The following is an 18,775-nucleotide window of genomic DNA, read 5'->3' on the forward strand; positions in this document are numbered from 1 at the left end:
CACCCGAGAAGGCACGGTCTTGTCACGGAAGAGGGTCGGGTCAGTCACCGGATCTCCCAGGTGACGGTGACATGCCGACCGGCGGCCACCGCCGACCCGATCTCGGCGGCGATCTTCTGCCAGCTCGCGGCATCGACAACCTCGTGGTTCCGCGTGACGACCGTCCCGTCGCCCGCGGGCACCCTGGCCGGCACTTCGCCCGGTCGAGGTTCGGTGTGGTCGCCCGAGGGCAGCTCGGCCGGATCGTCGTCGGCCGGTGTCCTGACCGGCGGTACGACCGGGGGATCCGTCGCGACAGGTTTGTCCGAGGGCAGCGCAACGACCGGGGGCGTCACGGGCGGATCGACCGGCTCGGGCTTGGGCTGTTCGGCGGCGAGCAGCGCCGCCGAGGCCGCGACCGCCGTCCGGAGTGCGTCGATGAGGTCCTGCCCGTGCTGTTCACGCCGGGCGACGTCCCGGAGCTGCCCGATGACTGCTCGGGCTTGCTCGTCGTGGCCGGCTCGCGCCGAGACGGCCTGGAGCAGCGGCCACTGGTGGTCTCGGGCCAACTCATCGCTGATCTTGCCTGCCTGGCTGAGCACCTCACCGACGGCTTGGTCGTCGACGTCGCCCAGGTCGGCACGGGCCACCGTCTCGACCAGCACCACGTCGTCCCGCTCGGCGGCCAGTTCGGTCACGAACTGGTACGCCCGCCGGGCGGTGGCGAGCCGGCCGGTCGACGCCCTGATGTCCAGGCCCAGCACGTCGGCGTGCGCAGTCAGCGCGTCAACCAGGCTGCCGGCGCCCTTCTTCCGGTCACGCGCTCCGTCGCGAAGGTTGCCTGCGAGTTCGCCGAGGTTGGCCGGCGTACGCCAGGCGGGCAGCACCCCGCCGAAGATCGCCAGCCCCCGGCTGACCGCGTCCGACCAGGACTGCTCATCGGGCATCGGTGGGTGCCGCAGCTCCAACTCGTCCCGCACGGCGACGAGGCTGGTCATGTCGACCTTGACGCCGTGCTGGTACCAGGCGAGCTGCTGGTCCAGCCCGAAGACCATGATGATCAGGTTCTGCAGTTCGCGGTCGAAGCCGAAGGCGGCGGGCTCGTCGATGAGCCGGCGCAGCACATGGACCGGGAAGTGGTCGGTGTAGCCCTCGTTGGCGGCGGCTTGGAGCAGGTGCTGGCTCCACCGGGAAGTGGAAGTGGTAAGCACGTACCGGCCGTCGACAAGCTCGCCGAGGCGCAGGTTGTTGCAGACCCGCCGGAGGGTGCGCTGGTCGGCCGGGTTGGGGACGGTCACGCCGCGGGTGGGTTCAGCGGCGGCCTGCTTGGCGTACTCCAGGATCTTGTTGAGTTCGCTGCGGGTGACGGGCTTCTCGTCGTCGGGCATGGCCGGCCGGCCCGGGTAGGACCAGGCGAGGAGTTCCCCGGTGAGGTTGTTGAATGCCTCGGCAAGGGTGCCGCCGCGTGGGTCGCCGATGTGCAGGCCGTCGGCGAGGGTGTGGAACACCGCGATGCTGTCGTCCTGCACGTCCGACCCGTGGGAGGTGGTCGACCCGTACGCCTGCATGAGCGCACCGAGCAGGGTGCTCCGGAGCTGCGACTGGCGCTGCTGGAGGTATACCTTGCCCTGCTGCCGGTCGGCGAGCGGCCAGTCGGCCGCCAACGAGTTCAGCCGCTCGCCCGTTCCGCTGAGGAGATAGTTGATCTTCGCGAGCTGGCCGACCTTGCCCATCATCTCGTCGGTCAGGAAGTAGGGCAGCCAGAAGACGGTGCGCGAGCCGCGTTCCAGCCGCTCGATCCGGGCGCGGTCGGCGCTGCGCTCGTAGCCGGGCAGGTCGAACGGGTAGTCGATGACCACCCGCCACGCCTCCCCGCTGGCGAGCAACGCGGAGGCGGGCATGGTGTCGGGGTCACGGACGTTGCCGAACTTGACCTGGATGGTGTGCGAGCGGCCCCGCCACGGCCGGGCGACCAGCAGCTCGCCAAGCTGGCCGCTAGCCCCGGTGATGTTCAGCTCTGCGGTGACCAGGTCGCGGATGAGCTGCTGCCGGACACCGGTGGTGGTGGCCTCGTCCTCGGGGACCAGGTCGAGCAGCTTGTCGTAGTCGACGGTGTGCAGCTTGAGGCTGACCACGGGGTCGGGTGTCTTGGTCAGGTGCAGTTCGCCGGCGCCGTCGGCGACCCGGTTGAGCCGGTTGAGCACGATCTGACGCTCGTAGCCGGGGATCGGCGAGGTGATCGAGCCGAAGTTGAGCGCGTGCAGCTTGGCGGCGGTGAGGTTGTGCAGGGCCGGCACCTCGGGCACCAGCGCACCGAGCAGCACCGTCTTGATCAGCTTGTCGTCGAGCTGGAACTGCTGGTGCCCGGCCGCCTGCTCCTCGGTGATGCCGTTGAGGTTGAGCAGGATCGGCCGCAGCTTCTGGGTGTACAAACTCCGGGCGGACTGGAAGAGCTGCTTGAGCTTAGGCCGGTCGGGCAGCTCGCCGTGCAGTACGAGCGGGTCGAAGAGCGCGGCCACCCCGATCAGGTCGTTGACCCGGAGGGTGTCCCGGCGGTCGACGAGCAGCTCGGTCATCACCTTCAGCGCGGTGCGCTCGCGCTGCAACGCCTGGGACAGCGCCACCAGGGTGGCGACCAGCGCCGGGGAGAACGGGTAGAGCTTGCGGAAGGCGGCGGCGTCGGAGCCGATGCCGGCGTCGCCGTACTGGGCGCCGAGCAGCAGCGCGTCCCACACCTCGCGGTTACCCCGCACCGCGGCGAAGGCGTTGTCGATGATCGCGCGGCCCTCGTCGGTTAGCGGCTTGAGCAGCCGCTTCTCGGTGATCTCCGGCAGGTTGGTGTCGGCGAGGGCGATCTCCCCGAACCTGCCCTGGACGCTGCGCATGACGTGCGCCAGGGCCTCCCGCTCGGTGCCACCGACCTGGGGGCCGAGGAAGTCCTCCAAGTTGCGCTGCCGGGCGACGAACGAGATCAGCGGCAGCGGCCGGGTGGCGTCGGCCGACTCGACGAGCTTGTTGAGCTTGGCGCCCTCCGTGTTGACGAAGGTGTGGTCGCTGATCTTCGTGGAGAGCCAGAGGATCAGCTCGTCGAGGAAAAGCACCAGCGCGTCGTACCCGAGCGACTTGGCGTGCCGGGTGATCACGGCGAGGCCGGTGTCCAGGTCGAGGTATTCCCCGCTGCGGACCGCGCCGGTAAAGAACGTGCTGGTCAACGCGCTGACCAGCCCATCCCGCTGTTCGCTGCCGGGCGGTGCTGCCGCCGCGGCGGCGTAACTGTTCGGGGTGAAGCCGGCGGCTCGGGTGACCAGCGAGGCAAGCCCGGCGCCGGTTGCAGCGGGGGCGCGGCCGCCGTCGTGCAGCGCGGCGAAGAAGGCCTCGTCGCCCATCCGCTCTCGCAGCCGCGCGGCGTCGTCGAGCAGCGCGTCCGACCGGTGCACGGCGGGGACGGGCGCCTCCGGGTGAAGCCGGGTGATCTGATTGAGGTAGCCCTCCAGGACCGCCTGCTCGACCGACCGCGCGTCGAGCATGTGGAAGGTCAGGGTGAGCAGATTCCGGCCGCGCAGCCAGGAGTCGGCGGCGAGGACGGGCTCGGCCAGGCCGCGCACCTCCCGGGCCTCCGGGTTGTGCTGGAGGACCTCCCGCAGCACGGCCATGAAGTGCGACTTACCGGAGCCGAACGAGCCGTGCAGGAACACCGCCTGGGAGCGGCCAGTGGTCACGGCGTGACCGATCCGGCGCAGCGCGTCCGCGAAGTTGTCCCGGAGCTGGTCGGTGACGACGTACCGGCGCAGGTCCGCGCCCTCGGCGGCACGGACGACGAAGTCGCCGTCCCCGACCGAGGTCGGAATCTCGATCACGTCCCGCAACAGCGTCATCGCCGCTCCTCGCCCCCACTGCGCCCCGTGACGCCGGCAGCACCGGCGACCCGACGATCCTAAGGGCTGGTCGCCGCACGTCCCAGCCCGCCGGTCCGGCGTCGCGTCACCGCGGCCGGAACCGCCGGGAGCATTCTCCGTCGTGGTCGGGCCGGAGCAGGCACCGCTGCCCGCCGGGTAGCAGCCGGTCGCAGAAGACCCAGTGGCGTACGTTCTGCTCGTCCTCGGGCGAGACGGTGGTGCCGCCCGGTTCGGTCTGCGGCAGGACATGCGTCCAGTGCGCCACCACCCGGGCTAGCCGCTGCGCGGAGAGCAGGTCGGTGACGACCACGGGCAGGTGGATGACCCAGCGCTCGCTCACCGGTGGTGTCCCCCTTCGTTGCGGGCCCGGACCTGCTCGGGCTGCCAGCGGCGCAGCGCGTTCTTGATTCGGTCGGTCTCCCGCCGGCTCTCGGCGAGCGCGTCGTAGACGGTGGCCAGGTCACCGGCGACCCGGTCGAGGAACTCCCGCACCTCCTGCGGGTCGAGCCCGCGCTGGCCCAGCGATGTGGGCCGGAACCACCGCTCGCGCACCTGCCAGGGGCGCAGCGGATGGTAGGCAGCCGAGCGGTAGCAGGTCGACCCGAGGACCGACCGTTGGGGACGCCCGGCACGCCGGAGGAACACGCGCATGACAGGACCTGCCTCTCACCGTCGAGATCGAACCGTGGATGGGGCGAGCCCACCGGCCCGCCGCGCACCGGCGGACCCACCCCGGCACCTGCCACCGCAGCCTCCGATCAGCAGTACGCCAGCAGGGCACATGGCCGCTGAGCAGCAGGATCTCCACAGTGGCCGCAGAGGCAGTGAAGCATTGAGCAAACACAATTGCAACATCGCAACAGCGTGGTTATTCGGGCGACCTTGCTATAGAGAAACACCGGCTGTGACATGTCTATTGATTGTGAGACAACCCGGCGCTTCAATTGGACGGGCGCTTGTTGAGGAACCACCACAGTCGGAGGCAGAGGGTGTCACAGGGAGTGACGGGCTCGACCATGCTGCGGCGTCAGATCGGCCGCAAGTTCGAGGCGCTGCGCAAGGCAGCAGGCTTGACGATGGAACAGGCCGCCGAGCGCCTGGACCGAGCACGTGCCACGCTACATCGGATCGAGAACGGCGCCGAACACGTCCGCTTCCGACAGGCAGACGTGCAACAGATGCTCGATCTCTACGAAGCATCCGCCGATGACCGCGAGCTGCTCCTCGCCCTGACCGCCGCAACCAGAGAGAACAAGAACTGGTGGCATGACTACGTCGGCTCGGGTCTGCCGCGCTGGTTCCAGCTCTACATCGGGCTCGAAGCTGCTGCGTCTGGCGTCCGTCAGTACGAGGCCGAACTGGTTCCCGGACTGCTTCAGACCCGCGCTTACGCAGAGCAGGTCTTCAAGATGCCCGGTGGATCGATCGACGCCAGGGACAACGGTGAGCAACAGCGCGCCATCCAGCTCCGGGTCGAGCGTCAGGGCCTCCTTAATCGGTTCTCCCCTCCGCAACTGAGCGTGATAATCAACGAGGCTGTGTTGCGTCGTCCGGTCGGCAGCGCCACGATCATGGTCGAGCAACTACAGCAGATCTTGAAAGCAGCAAAGCTACCCAACGTAACCGTGCAGGTGCTGCCTTTTTCTGCCGGCCTGCATGCTGGAGCGATGGCCGGGGCCTTCTCGATCCTGGAGTTCCCGCGGGACAGCAGCGGCAAGGAGGTGGAACCGCCGGTGACCTACATGGAAGCGGCTACGGGCGCAATCTACCTCGACAAGCCGCACGAGACAGCCGCCTACAACATCATCTGGGCCGACATGACGGCCCGGGCCCTGAACGAGTCCCACTCGAAGGGCCTGATCCAGGAAGTCGCAGAGGAGTACGCCCGTGCCTGACCTGACCGGTGCCGTATGGCGCAAGTCAAGCCGTAGCAACAACGGCGGCAACTGCGTCGAGGTCGCCGACAACGTTCCCGACATTGTCGGACTACGCGATAGCAAAGACCCCACGGGTCCCGTCCTCCGGTTCGCACCAAGGGCGTGGTCCTCGTTTGTGGCGAGCGTCAAAGGCGGGAGCCGCGGCCGTTAAGGGCACCGCAAGATTCCTGACATGAGCCTCGACGACGGCCGCCCGTAAGCCGAGAATGTCTCGGGACTCTGGCTCACCCTCGACCCCTCCTTGGAGTTGCCATGGGCAAGAAGCAGCAGATCCATGAGGCGGGCCGACACCTTGCAGTGGGTCACGCTCTACTCAGCGGGCGCAGCGCGAGCATAGTGGGGCGCCGAACCCACATTGAGGTGAACGGCCAGCGCGCCGCCGTCATGGTGGCCAGCAAGGGCGCTTGGATGATCAACAACATCGAGAGATTCATGGCCAGTTCGCCCGCCGCGTACGTCCTCGTCAATGTCACAGGGCCCGTGTACAAGTTCTTCGTCGTGCCAGGCGACGAGTTGCGACGTGACGTTCGACAGCGACACGAACGTTTCATGGCGCGGGTCGTCACCCGGCCGCGCAACAGCAAGAGCCTTCACAGCAAGATCAAGCCGCAGGACGTGACCCGGTGGGCCGACAACTGGTCGCTCTTTGACCGCGTGCAACTCGACTCGAACCCCGGCTGAAGGATGGCGTCCATACGGCCGACAGCCAAGCGAGCGCGAAAGCGAGCAGGAGTGCTTGACATCGATGGCCTGATCAGGCAGATGGACGAGCTGGCCGAACTCACATGGGAACGGGTTGCATTTGCGGACCAGGGCTTTTCGTTCCGTGAGGATTCCATCACCGAGCACAACCTCTTCGAACTCGCTCGCCGCCATCCGCAGCTGCTGGTGCAACGCTTCAACGGCACTGAGGAAGCCGCGAACGGTGCGGACTGGGAGTGGTGGGTCGGTGGGCCAGGGCAAGGTTGGGTCGGCCTCCGCGTCCAGGCGAAAAAGCTGGCGATCGACGGCACCTACCACGAGATCGCCCACACCACGGCGCGTCGCCAGCGGCAGTACGATCTGCTTATCGAAGCCTGCCTCGATGACGAGGCAAAGTTCGCAGCACCCATCTTGCCCCTGTACTGCTTCTACAACGGTTGGAACGTGCCAGGCGGTAAGGCCCCGGTGTGGCCGGAGGACACGAAGAACGCGGCGTGCCCGAACGAGATTCTTCCGCCCGAGTGCAGCCACCTGCTGAACATCCGCCACATCGGATGCGCCATTACTACTGCGCTCGATGTTGCGGCAGTTCACCAAGGGCCGCACGGCCGACGTACCACCTTGAACGGCCACTTGTCCAGAAGCCGCCCGTGGTCTCATCTTTTCCACCAAGGCAGACCGCTGGCCGCCCCGACCGCCGCCAGCTCGCGGCCGGCGACCGTTGCAGCGCAAGTGTTGTGGCGGGCATCGGAGTGGTTCCGCGAGGGATACCAAGATGCCAGCACGACCGGAAATCCGAATTATGGTCGGCTCTTTGAAACTGTCCTACGACCACCCGCGCGCGAGCTGCCTCCCTACGCCAACGCACTACTCAGCGGGCAGCTGCCGCGAGCCGCCGAGTGGCCGCAGGCGACATTCGTCGCGGTCCTCAATGTCGAGGCCGCCGGGTAGCACCCGCTAGCCCAGCGGCCTCGCCTCGTCACCGCTACGGCCGCTCTGGCACCCCTCGCAACAACGCCAACGCCGACCGATCGGAGCTGAGCTGGGACAGCTCGGCGTTGATGAAGTCGGTGAAGAACTCGGCGGGCGACCCGGGGAATCTGGGTTCCTCGCCGGAGTGCCACTGGTGCAGCCACGGCTCGATCTCCACCAGCCCGGCGAGCAGCGGCAGCAGCCGTTCCGCCGGCCACGCCTCCTGTGTCTTCCGATCGAGATAGACGGTGGCGAGCGCCTGCGCCTGCTTCAGGTGATCCCATCCGGCCCAGCCGAGCAGTTCACTGCCATCGCTGTCCCGCCCCGCCTGCGGGTACGAGATGAACCGCTCCTTCGGCACGTCGAGCTTGCCGCGCGCCCGCCAGTACGACGGCCGGGCGAAGTCCGCCGAGGTGTACTTCGGCGGCACCTCGATCTCGACCTTCTCCCCCGCGTCCTCCCGGCGCTGCAACGTCCAGGTCCGCTCCCACTGCGCCCGCTTGCGCAGCCCGGACGGCTTGTACCGCTGCGCCGGCAGGTACGGCACATGCTCGTCGGCGATCAGCAGGCCCAGTGTCCTGGTCAGGTCGTAGTTGTCGTGCCCGACCCACAGGTCCAGCACCGCCCGGAAGTCCTGGTCGCCGCCGACCCGGTCGGCGAGCTGCGCCACCGACAGCGGCGTCGGCTGCACGCGCCACAGCTCCGGCGCCTCCAATCGGTCGAGCAGCCAGTCCCGCAACGCGGCCGACTGCATCTTGTCCCACCCGTCGGTGGACCAGCGCCGCTTGCACTCCGGCCGCTCGATCAACCCGATGTGCCGGTTGGCAGTGATAGTCGCGATCCGCCGCTCGACCAGGGATCGGTACTCCGCCGGCCAGTGTGGCTGCGGCCGGTCGATTGGCTTGGACCCGTGCCGGTTGAACCACTCAGTCTGCGCCCCGCTGGCGTGCAGCACGATCTCGAAGGCCCGCTCCCCCAACGCCAACTCAGGCGGGTTGGCGCAGGTCAGGTCCTCGTCGATCAGCCCGTAGAGCCGGTAGACCTCCCAGTCCAACTCCTCCTGAAGCGCGATCATCCGCGCCCGCACCGAGTGGTACTCCGCCTCGGCCTCCACAAGCCGCTGCCGGGTAGGCACCCCCGAGTCAGCAACCGCCGCCGGGGTCAAACTCGACAGCCGCTGCGCCAGCCCGTCCAACTCCCGCGCTCTCTCCAACGGGTACGCCGAAGGCAGCGGAAACTCCTGGAGCTTGGTTCCGGTGAACTCGAAGAACCGTTCCCAGTCGTCACTGGTGAATCCGCCGCCCTCACCACGAATACCCTTGTCGTGGCTAACCTGCTTCAGCCAGAAGCAGGCGGTAGAACTGTTCAGAAGCCCGACCAGCCGCAGGTGATCGTCCTCCGTCGCCCCCTCCGGCAACTTGATCACCGGCGCCGACTGCTTGAAGACCTTCCCGCCCCGATCCAACACAAAGTGGTTATGCGTCGCCACAAACGCAAACGAAATTGACAGCGGCACCCGATACCGCTTGGCGAAAAACATGGAGTATTCGAACCACGTAAGGCCACGCTCGATCTGCGTTTCCCCGTAGGCAACCCGTTGAGCAAGCGTTGACTTCATCGGCCAAAGCAGCTTCCGCACCGATGGGACACCAAACGAGTCAAGGGTTTCTTCGTGATAGGGCCACAGAGACATCACAGGTGCTGTGATCGCCCAGTCTCGGCTCACCTCGCCCTCCACGAGCGGGCGCTGCTGAGCTACGGGCACCCCGGCGCGCCGTAGCGTTCCGGCACCGACCATGTACGCGCCATCCTCGCGGGTCACCGCGCCGAAGCCGATCTCGTTGATCACCTCCGACATGCGACTAGAGACACGCATTAGGTACTGCATCAACCCCACCGCACCTCCACCGGAAAGACTCCACGGGTGGGCGGTGAGCTGGGACCGGTCGAGATCAGCAGCGGTGATCCATTCCGACTCCGACTCCGGGAGATCGATCTGGCGGAGAATGGCCTGCCACACTTTGCCGTTGGCAGGAATCTCAGGTGCTGCGGGCTCGCCTCTGACACCGAGAACTGTGCGCAGCGTCGCCGCTCGGCGGCGCTTGTTTGTACGGCCGACCAAGATCACGGTGGGCGTCCCGTGTCCGGGGATGAAGGCACCGGACGTGTCGATGACCTCGCTCAACTCCACCTCGTGAGCAAAGTAGTCCTCGATGAGCTTCTTTCCGAACTCGCGTTTCATGAAGGCGTTGCCGGTGATCTGACCGACGTACCCGGCCCCCTCACCGTGCTCGTCGGACCGCTTAGCCAGGTCGAAGAAGCGCTTCGCGAACGGCACGGTGAGCGCGTACTGCCGGTGGCAGACAGTCGGATAGATGCTGCGGTAGAGCTTGTTGCGGGCGCTGTCGGAGACGTTGATATAGGGCGGGTTGCCGACCACCACTGTGTACTGGTTCTCGGCCAGGTAGTCCTTGAGCAGGTCGGCGTCTTCGCTCTCGTACGCGAAGACCTCCTTGCCCTCGATGGCGGCCAGCAGGTCGCCCTGGGCGCGCGACCGGAACCCGTCCCACGGCAGCAGCGAGTCGCCGGTCGCCACCCGAGCCGGGAAGCCCGGCGTGCGTTCGAGCTTGGTCAGCCCGCAGACCTTCATGGCGGCGATCAGCAGCCGGAAGCGGGCGATCGCCACCGCGAACGGGTTGATGTCGACGCCGGTCACCTGGCCGAGCGCGCGCTCGGCAAGCACCTTGACGTCGGTGGCCGGCTCGCGGTCCCGCCACTGGCGCACGAGCCGGTGGAACGCGCCGAGCAGGAAGTGGCCGGAGCCGCAGGTGGGGTCGATGACGCTGGTCGCGGCGAGGCCGAACTCCTTGACCGCCGGTTCGAACGTGCGGTCGAGGATGAACTCCTCAACGAACTCCGGCGTCTGCAACAGCGCATACGTCTTCTTCGCGTGCGTCGACAGGTCCTGGTAAAGGTCGCCCAGGAAGCGGGTGTTCAGGTCGTCGCGGCGCAGCGACTCTCGGCCCGGCCCGCGCCGGAAGAACTCGCTCAGCTCCTCCGCGGCCAAGCCGGAGACGTCGAACCGCCAGGCCGGGTTGTGCTCGTCGAAGATCTTGCCGGTGGCCTTGAGGCCGCGCAGGTAGCCGAACGCCTCCCGCAGCCAGTGCCGGTCGTTGTGCCGGGGGTTGGCGATCAGGTACGCCTGCCGGTGCTGCACCGCCCGCTCGGCCGGCGCGGTCGGGTCGGCGCCGCCGATCCACAGCCTGTCGACCAGCCCGTTGTCCTCGCAGAACCGGACGAACACGCAGCCGAGCACCCAGGCCACCGCCGCCTGGTCGAGCACATCTTCCAGCCAGGTTTCGAAGCTCGCGCCGACCCGCTCGGCGGCCTTCGCCCGGTTGTGCTCCTGGCGCAGCTCCGCGCGGAGCGCCGGCGCCTCCGCAACCTGCCGGCGCAGATCGTCCACCAGGGTCTTGACCTGCGCCTGCAATGCCTTCAGCTCGATCACCGGGAGAGTCTACGGCCGGCCTGCTCATCCTCGCGGACCGGTGACGCCTGGCGTGGTAGGGGCTGCCGCGCCGGCTCGGCCAGCGTTCGCCACAGGAACTCACACGTCAGCGCCCAGTTGAAGGCGCACTGTTCGTTGTTCGCCGCCGCGCCGTGCCCGCCTTCGACGTTCTCGTAATACGCCACCTCATGGCCGTGCTCGCGCAGCCGGGCGGCCATCTTCCGGGCGTGCCCCGGATGGACCCGGTCGTCCCGCGTCGAGGTGATCAACAGGACCGGCGGGTACCGCCGGTCGCCGCGAACATTGTGGTACGGCGAGTACTCGCGCAAGTAGGCCCAGTCCTCCGTCCGGTCCGGGTCGCCGTACTCGGCCATCCACGAGGCGCCGGCCAGCAGCCGGTGGTAGCGCCGCATGTCCAGTACCGGCACCTGCGCGATGACCGCTCCGAACAGCTCCGGGTAACGGGTCAGCATCACCCCCGCCAGCAGCCCACCGTTGCTGCCGCCCTCGACGCCCAACTGCTCGGGCGTGGTGGTCCTGCGCGTCACCAGGTCGGCGGCCACCGCCGCGAAGTCCTCGTACGCCCGGGGCCGCTTCTCCTGGATCGCCGCGCGGTGCCACTCCGGGCCGTACTCGCCGCCGCCGCGGATGTTCGCCACCACGTAGGTGCCGCCCCGGGCCAACCAGCCGCGACCGATAGCCCCGTCGTAGCCCGGGGTCATCGAGTGCTCGTAGCCGCCGTACCCGGTGAGCAGCGCCGGCCCGGCAGGCGCGTCCGGATCCCCGACCAGGAAGTACGGCACCCGGGTGCCGTCGGCCGAGGTGGCGAAGAACTGGCGGACCGTCAGGCCGGCCGCGTCGAAGTACGCCGGCTCCCGCTTGAGCGTCTCCGTCGTGCCGCCAACCTGCCCGAGCCGCAGCGTCGCCGGCTGCAGGAACCCCTCCGCGGCGAGCAGATAGTCGTCGCCGTGGTCCGGGTCGGTCTCCACGATCCGACTGTGCTCGGACTCCGGCACCCCGGCGAGCGGCTCGCGCCGCCAACCCGTGCCGTCGGGCGTGAGCACTTCCAGCCGGCTCCGCACGTCGACGAGCGTGGCCAGGATCAGATGGTGCCGCGTCCAGACGTGGTAGCTCAGCGTCGTCCGGGTGTCCGGCCGGAACAGCACCGTCAGCTCCCGCCCGCCAGCGAGGAACGCGTCGAACCGGGTCGCCAGCAATGCACCCGCCGGGTGCGTCATCCCGTCGACCGTCCACGGCGAGCACAGCCTCACCAGCAGCCACTCCCGGTGCACGTCCCACCGGGCGTCCTCGGGCACGTCGATCCGGGTTCGCCCGCCGGCGCCGGTGAGCAGGTAATTCTCGGTACGGTAGAAGTCCAGGCTGCGGCCCACGAAGTCGCGCTCGAACCCGGGGGTCGGGTCGTGCGAGGCGTAGACGCCGATGTCGCCCGGGTGCCCCTCGTGAACGACGGCGGCCTTGGTCAGCGGGGTTCCTCGCCGCCAGCGCTTGACGATGCGCGGATACCCGGAGGTGGTGAGCGACCCGGGCCCGAAGTCGGTGGCGACGTAGATGTGGTCGAGGCCGATCCAGCAAACGTGGCTCTTCGCCTCGGGCAGGGTGAACCCGTCTTCGACGAAGGCGCGGCGGGCCAGGTCGAACTCCCGCACCACGACCGCGTCGGCGCCTCCGCGGGACAGGCTGATCAGGCAGCGCTGGTAGCCGGGGCGCAGCACCGTCACCTGCTGCCAGACCCAGTTCTCGCCCTCCTCGGCGGCCACCGCGTCCAGGTCGAGCAGCACGTCCCACTCCGGCTCCGGCCGGCGGTACTGGTCGAGAGTGGTGCGCCGCCACAGCCCACGCGGATGGGCCGCGTCGGTCCAAAAGTCGTAGTAGAAATGGTCGCCGCGCCAGCGGGGGTAGGGAATGCGATCGTCGGCATCCAGCACCTGCCGGATCTCCGTCCGCAGGGCGGCGAACCGCTCGCTCCCGGTCAGCGCGGCGAGGGTCTCCGCGTTGCAGTCCCGCACCCACCCGACGGAGTCCGCACCATCGAGGTCCTCCAGCCAGAGGTACGGATCATCACCCTCGTCGACAAGCCTCGCCACCCTCGCAACTATCCCGACGAGCGGCCCACACTCACATCCAGGTGTCGGCTTGGCGACTGAGCCGGAGAGACAGTGCGCTACTCGCCCTCGTTCTGGTCGCTTGCCGGACCGGTGTAGCCCAGCGCCAGAAGATGGCCTTCGAGGACCGTGAGCACTACTCTCGTCCACGTAGAGGCGTGCCTCTCCACCACCGGCTTTGGGCGCCCATGTAGTGAATGCGCCCGGGTTTCGCCGCGCTGCCGCCAGGCACGCAGAATGACGCGATCCGTGATGGGTGGCATGGCAGTCCTCCCACCTCGGTAGCTCGGCTCAATGTGAAAATGCTTTAGTCGTCGGGCGGATCCGGGAGAGCGAGCTTCAACAGCCCTGCCGCCTCGAGTGCCTTCATCGTCACCAGCACCGGATTATTCCGGTACTGCTTCTTGGCGGCTGCTTGGACGACCTTGGCGACGACATCACTGACGCCAAGCACTTGGATGGGCCCCGCGCCGACGTGCTGCGTCGCGCACCAGTCCCGGATCTTCGCCTCGTGGGTCCCGGTGGTCGGTGCCGCAAACCGGCCGACGTACAGGCGAAGCTCGACGTGATCGACGCGGTAACCGAAGCGCTGAGCTGCGCCCAGGACGACGGCATCCCGTACGGTCTGGTTGTTCAACAGGGCGTAGAGCTTCTTCGCCCGGATGTTCTCCGTTGTACCACTGACATGCTCGGCGACGACGCCCCGCGAACCGAAAGCCGATTTGACGGTAGCGAGAACGAGGCGATCACCGCGGGCGGCGACGAGATCGACCTCAAAGCCATGTGTCTGTGTCTCCACGTACGCGGACTTGGCGGTCGGCTGTGTCACTGGGAACTTCACCGCTTCGGAGACCACGAAGCCCTCGTCCTCTAAGGCGATGGCGACGAAGGACTCGAAGGCTTCCACGCTCGCAGACTACTGCGGCCATTCCACAGTGGCAGCACGACCATGCGCGAGGCTGCGACGGCGGTGTCGGGCTAGACCCCGCTGGCGCTTCGGGTGCCGGCCTGGTCGATCCAATCGTTGGCGAGCCAGAGCGACTGGCTGGCCGGCGAGGTCAGCGGCAACTGCACCGCGTCCAGCACGGCCAGCTCGGGTCGCCGGGCCGGCACCAGCAGCAGCCGGGCCGCCGGCCGGGGCCGGGTCGGGTCGGCCAACTCCTGCAGCAGCCCGAGCTGCCCGTAGCGGGCCAGCGGCGCCGCCTCGGTGATCAGCACCGGCCCGTCGGCGGCGGCGATGGCCCCACCGATCGCCGGTACTACCTGGTGTCGCACCAGGTCCACCAGGCTGCGGAAGTCGGCGTCCAGCGCCGAGCCGTTGTCGGCCGCCACGATCGCCTCCCACGGGAAGCCCAGGGCACGCAGCCGCTCCAGCAGAATCGCCGTGATGTCCACCTCCGCCAGCGGCAGCCGGGCCAACAGTGCCCGCCGGGCCGGCCCGAGCCGGCGCAGCGGGGCCAGCACCGCGAGGAAAGCCCGGCGCTCGACCGCCGAGGCGAGCTTGTCGCCCACCTCGTCCGCGGCGGAGAGCCCGAGCAGCGGCGCGTGGGTGGTGGCCAGCCGGGTGCCGGTCACCGACGCCTGCATGGTCGCCGGTCCGTACACGCCGTCGCGTGCATGCCACGTCAGCGGCACCTCGGCGGTTACGAGCAGATCGTTGAGGTCGGTGCGCCCCGGCAGCCGCTCGGCCCGCGGAAAGCGGCTGTGCACCCGGTCCCGGATCTGCTGCTCGCCGAGCCGCTGGCCGATCAGGCTGCCCACCGACAGCCGCAGCGCCCGCTCCGCCGGCATCCCCACCGGGTAGAGCTGCCCCTGCGCGTTGACGTCAACCCGGTCATTGCTCCCCACCGCCGCGAGCTGCAGCAGCCGCAGGTCGGTCACCGCCGGCATCCCGACGGGCGCGGGCAGCCGGCGCAGCTCCTCGACCGCGCGTTGCCGGGTCGGCAGCAAATCGGCGCTCGCCAGCTCGGCCGCCCGACCGCCCAGCTCCACCACGTACTCGAGGAAGTCGGCGGCGGTGACGTCGGAGGCCGGGTCGTCCGGCTCCCGTCCGACCACGACGAGGCCGGAGGTGCGGAACCGGTGGATGTCCACCCGGGCGTTCCCGCCGGTGCTCAGCTCGGCCTCGACGGCGGCGCGGACCAGGCCGATCGCCTGGGGCAGCCGCTTCGGTTCGGCGGTGTAGGAGCCGCGCGCGGCGATCAGCGCTTGGGCCAGTTCCTCGGCGGACATCACCGCACCGCGGGCGTCGAGCAGTGCCACGATCTCGTTGCGCACCGCCTCCAGCGCCGGTTCCCCCAGCCAGACCCTGGCCTGGCTGTTGAGCAGTTTGGAGATCTGCGGCTGGCTGCGATCGGTGGCCCGGGCCGCCTCACTCTGCGCCGGCCAGCGCAGGAACGTGCCGTCGTCGGTGGGGGTCTGCCCGAGCAGCACGGCCAGGGTGCGGTGGTTGCGGGACGTCCTGGGCGGCAGCAGGGCCGCACAGAGCGCCTCGACGCCCTGCGCCACCGGCCGGTCATCGGTGTCGGCCGGCTCGCTGCCGGCCGGCAGCACGGCGCGCAGGGCACGACCTTGGGCGAGGATCTCCTTGCGGGTGGCGTCCGGCACACCCTTGGCCCGGGTGAGTGCCGACGGTTCCGCATCCAGCAGTTCGCCGACGGTGTGCATGCCGAGCCGTTCCAGCGCCGAGCGGGCCCGGGCGGACAGGTCCGTGGCTTCCAGCGGCGACTCCCGGGTTAGCCCCACCACCGCGGGCACCGGACCGACCGGGGTAACCGCCGGCTGCGGGACCTGCTGGAAGATGGCCCGCCACGCGTCGGTCATCTCGTCGACCGTGTCGAACCGGGCTGCCGCTTCGCGGGCCAGCGCCCGGGCGAAGAACTCCACAAGCCGGTCGGCGATTGCGGGGTCGAACACCGCCGGATCGATGGTCACCTCGTCGCTGACCGCCGCTGGGTTGGCGTTGTCGCCCCATCGGGGCAGCCGGCCCGTCGCCATCTCGTAGAGCACGACGGCCGCCGCGAACCGCTCCGCCGCCGCGTCGTAGCGCAGCCGACGCGGCGGACCGAGGAAGGGATCGAGGTAGCCGACCGTGCCCGCCCCGATCTGGTCCGCCGGCGTCGACGATAGCGAGAAGTCGAAGACGCACAGGTGCGGCTGCTTGTCCTTGGGCCGGGGCCGGGCCGCCAGGTTGGCCGGCTTCAGGTCACGGTGCCAGACGCCCTGCCCGTCCAGGTAGTTGACGATGTCGAGCAGGTCACGCCCGTACCGCTCCAGCAGGTCGAGCGCGAGCCGCCCGCCGCGCAGCTCCTCGGCGAGGGTCCGCGAGCCGGCGCTCTCCATCAGCAGGGCGGTCCGGCCGCCGACCCGCACCGGGCCCTCGACCAGCGCGGCCACCTGGGGATGCTTCAGCCGGGCGAGGGTACGCGCCTCCGCGGTCAGCCGTTCCTCGTGCTGCTCGTCGCGGGCGACCTTCAGCACCAGGTCTCGCGAGTCCTCGTCGACCCGCTTCACGAGCAGGGCGACGGCGGTGGCCCCGGAACCCAGCCGCTCCTTCACCTCCAGGCCCCCGTCGAGGAGATCACCCCGATGGGCCGAGAGCGGATCGGCAACCGGCTCCGGCTCGGGCGCGGTCAGCTCCTCCCAGACCTTCTCGAGGCGGTCCCGGATCGCCGGCACGCCGCTGAGCCGCTGGGCGGGATCGCCCCGGGTTGCGTCGTAGACCAGGGTGACCAGCGTGTGCGGCATGCCGTCGACCGCGGCGTCCAGGTGCAGGCCGCTGTCGCGCACCGCGGCGACCAGTTCCTCGGGCGTGGCCGCCGGTGCCGTGCCGGCAAAGATCCGGTACGCCAGCGCGCCGAGGGAGAACACGTCGAGCTGGTGGCCGGGCAGCCGGGTGGCGTTCTCCGCCTCCGGCGCCTGATAGCGGCGAACCTCGTCGTCGAAGAACAACTCCAGGCTGGCCGGATCGCTCGACGGGCCGAGCCGGGTGAGCTGGGTGGTGCCGGCCAGCCGGCCGCCGGTCTGCCAGTCGGTCACCACCAGCGTCGGGCGCGACCCTTCGGCGTCGCCGACGTAGATCGCTCGGGGTGAGAGCGCCCGGTGTGCCAGCCGGCGGGAGTGCGCGTAGTCGATGATCTCGGCGAGGTCCTGCACCAGTTGCAGGCGCTGGGCCAGGGTCAGCGAGTCGCCGCGCCGCACCAGCCACTGGTCGAGGCGTACCCAGTCCTGCTGGTGGTCGAAGACGACCGCAGGCCCCCAGGCGTGTTCGACCAGGTCGTGCGCCCGGGCCACGCCGGGGTGGTGGATGCCCTGCAGCAGGCGGAACTCCCGCTCCGCCGCCCTGCGGATCGCCGGCACCTCGTGCTCGGCCGCCCGGCTGGCCAGGTAGAACCGCACCCGGCGCACCAGCGAGGTGTCTAGCGCGTGCCCGGCGAGGAAGTCCTGCCAGCCCAGCCCTTCGGCGAACGGCCGCGGGTGCAGCAGCAGTTGGCCGATCTTGCGGTCGGCGACAGAGGGCCGGATCTTGGCGCCGCGGACCAGCTCGACGATCTGCCTCGCTCGCGCCTCGTCCACCCGATGGGCCGCGTTGCGGGGCGGGGTGAGCAGCAGCTCCTTGAGACCGGGCAGCCCGGAGTCGTGGCCCTCCAGGCCGTAGATTTGCTGTCCGCCGATCGCGTCGAGGCTCGCTCGCATGCCCCTGGCGTGCAGGAACACCGCCGCCCCTACGTAGGGCGCTTGCCCTTCCCGACCCTGCTGTCGTGCGTAGTAGCGAATCAGACTGGCCAGCCGCTTCGCCTTGCGATTGGCCAGGATGTAGGGGTTGTCCTCGGGGATGAGCCGCGAGTTGGGCGCCCGGCGCACCCACTGGGTCCCGTCGCCGCGGATTTCCCCCAGCCAGTGCTTTAGCTCCAGCACAATGAGGCCGCTCGGGGTGAGCACCAAAGCATCGACCTCGTTGATCGAGCCGTCGGCACCCACGAACTCGACGTTGGCCCAGACGTGGTACGGCTCGGCATCCGGGAGGTAGCTGGCCAGCTCGCGCAGCCCGTCCTGCTCCCAGGCGTAGGAGCTGGCGTTGATCTGCTCCCAGCGCGGCGAATCCTCACGCATGCACTGGCTCCCTCAACCCTCGGACGAACTCTGGCACCTTACCTGTTCAGGAGCAACTCCCCGCCGGGGAACATTCCGGCTTTCCTGGGGAACGCCGACCAGGATAGGAGGCAATCCATGGGCGGCCCGCGAAGCCAGCATGCACAGTGGCAGCCCCCGTGCGAGCGCCTCGTGAGGCCTCACGGTGGCCAAGCCTTGCCGCCCTGACCGGATAGCTCGTCGAGCCGCTGGCGACCGGGGCCGCACGGTCCTCAACGCGGCCGTCCGATGAGGACTGCGTTCTGGCGCATCGGCAAAGCGATGAGGCTTCGCCGGTCGGCTAGGTGGTGCGGGGGCAGTGCCGTGCACCGGCTCTGGGGCTCCTCAGAACCTGGCGGCGCTGCCCTTCGCATGCTGTTAGGCACCGACGGCGTTCGCCGAGGCCGCGACTGCTACATGCCCGCGCCTCTCTACCAGTGCCATCGCCTTACTGCTCCGAGGTAGGACCCGGTGAGCCGGCACGACATCCTGCTCCCAATCTGCTCCCAATTTAAGGGGTGAGACGGC

At 69.1% G+C, this 18,775-nt stretch carries 11 protein-coding genes; 4 read left to right on the forward strand and 7 right to left on the reverse strand.

Annotated elements, in window-relative coordinates; genetic code table 11:
* Positions 1–44: 44 nt before the first annotated feature.
* The 3 genes from ACVCAH_RS27690 to ACVCAH_RS27700 form a co-directional block, all read right to left on the reverse strand.
* Complete coding sequence (locus ACVCAH_RS27690) at positions 45–3,854, reverse strand: phage resistance protein (RefSeq protein ID WP_447139158.1); 3,810 nt, start codon at positions 3,852–3,854, stop codon at positions 45–47.
* 106 nt (positions 3,855–3,960) lie between these two features.
* Entirely contained in the window at positions 3,961–4,215 is a 255-nt protein-coding gene (locus ACVCAH_RS27695) for a hypothetical protein (protein WP_355060568.1), read from the reverse strand.
* Positions 4,212–4,526 (reverse strand): DivIVA domain-containing protein, encoded by a 315-nt coding sequence (locus ACVCAH_RS27700; protein WP_447139159.1) that lies wholly within the window; start codon positions 4,524–4,526, stop codon positions 4,212–4,214. The genes ACVCAH_RS27695 and ACVCAH_RS27700 overlap by 4 nt, the downstream gene beginning before the upstream one ends.
* A gap of 365 nt (positions 4,527–4,891) precedes the next feature.
* Here ACVCAH_RS27700 and ACVCAH_RS27705 point away from each other — a divergent pair, with 365 nt between their 5' ends.
* The 4 genes from ACVCAH_RS27705 (at position 4,892) to ACVCAH_RS27720 (ending at position 7,465) form a co-directional block, all read left to right on the forward strand.
* On the forward strand, positions 4,892–5,770 hold the full coding sequence (locus ACVCAH_RS27705) for a helix-turn-helix domain-containing protein (RefSeq protein WP_447139198.1): 879 nt from the start codon (positions 4,892–4,894) through the stop codon (positions 5,768–5,770).
* Positions 5,763–5,963 (forward strand): DUF397 domain-containing protein, encoded by a 201-nt coding sequence (locus tag ACVCAH_RS27710; protein WP_447139160.1) that lies wholly within the window; start codon positions 5,763–5,765, stop codon positions 5,961–5,963. Before ACVCAH_RS27705 ends, ACVCAH_RS27710 begins: the two co-directional genes overlap by 8 nt.
* 101 nt (positions 5,964–6,064) lie before the next feature.
* Positions 6,065–6,493, forward strand: a complete 429-nt coding sequence (locus tag ACVCAH_RS27715) for a hypothetical protein (RefSeq protein WP_447139161.1) — start codon at positions 6,065–6,067, stop codon at positions 6,491–6,493.
* Between the two features lie 51 nt (positions 6,494–6,544).
* Positions 6,545–7,465, forward strand: a complete 921-nt coding sequence (locus tag ACVCAH_RS27720) for a DUF6615 family protein (RefSeq protein ID WP_447139162.1) — start codon at positions 6,545–6,547, stop codon at positions 7,463–7,465.
* A gap of 34 nt (positions 7,466–7,499) precedes the next feature.
* On the opposite strand, the gene pglX is transcribed toward ACVCAH_RS27720, so the two are convergent.
* The 4 genes from pglX to pglW form a co-directional block, all read right to left on the reverse strand.
* Positions 7,500–10,994, reverse strand: coding sequence for a BREX-2 system adenine-specific DNA-methyltransferase PglX (pglX, locus tag ACVCAH_RS27725; RefSeq protein ID WP_447139163.1), 3,495 nt, complete (start codon positions 10,992–10,994; stop codon positions 7,500–7,502).
* A complete protein-coding gene (locus tag ACVCAH_RS27730; RefSeq protein WP_447139164.1) occupies positions 10,991–13,099 on the reverse strand; it encodes a prolyl oligopeptidase family serine peptidase in 2,109 nt (702 codons plus the stop codon). The genes pglX and ACVCAH_RS27730 overlap by 4 nt, the downstream gene beginning before the upstream one ends.
* A gap of 325 nt (positions 13,100–13,424) precedes the next feature.
* Positions 13,425–14,024, reverse strand: coding sequence for a hypothetical protein (locus tag ACVCAH_RS27735; RefSeq protein ID WP_447139165.1), 600 nt, complete (start codon positions 14,022–14,024; stop codon positions 13,425–13,427).
* A gap of 71 nt (positions 14,025–14,095) precedes the next feature.
* The gene (gene pglW, locus ACVCAH_RS27740) at positions 14,096–18,229 is read right to left on the reverse strand and encodes a BREX system serine/threonine kinase PglW (RefSeq protein WP_447139166.1); all 4,134 of its coding nucleotides are present in this window, start codon (positions 18,227–18,229) and stop codon (positions 14,096–14,098) included.
* Positions 18,230–18,775 lie beyond the last annotated feature (546 nt).

This window comes from Micromonospora sp. LZ34, assembly GCF_052981855.1.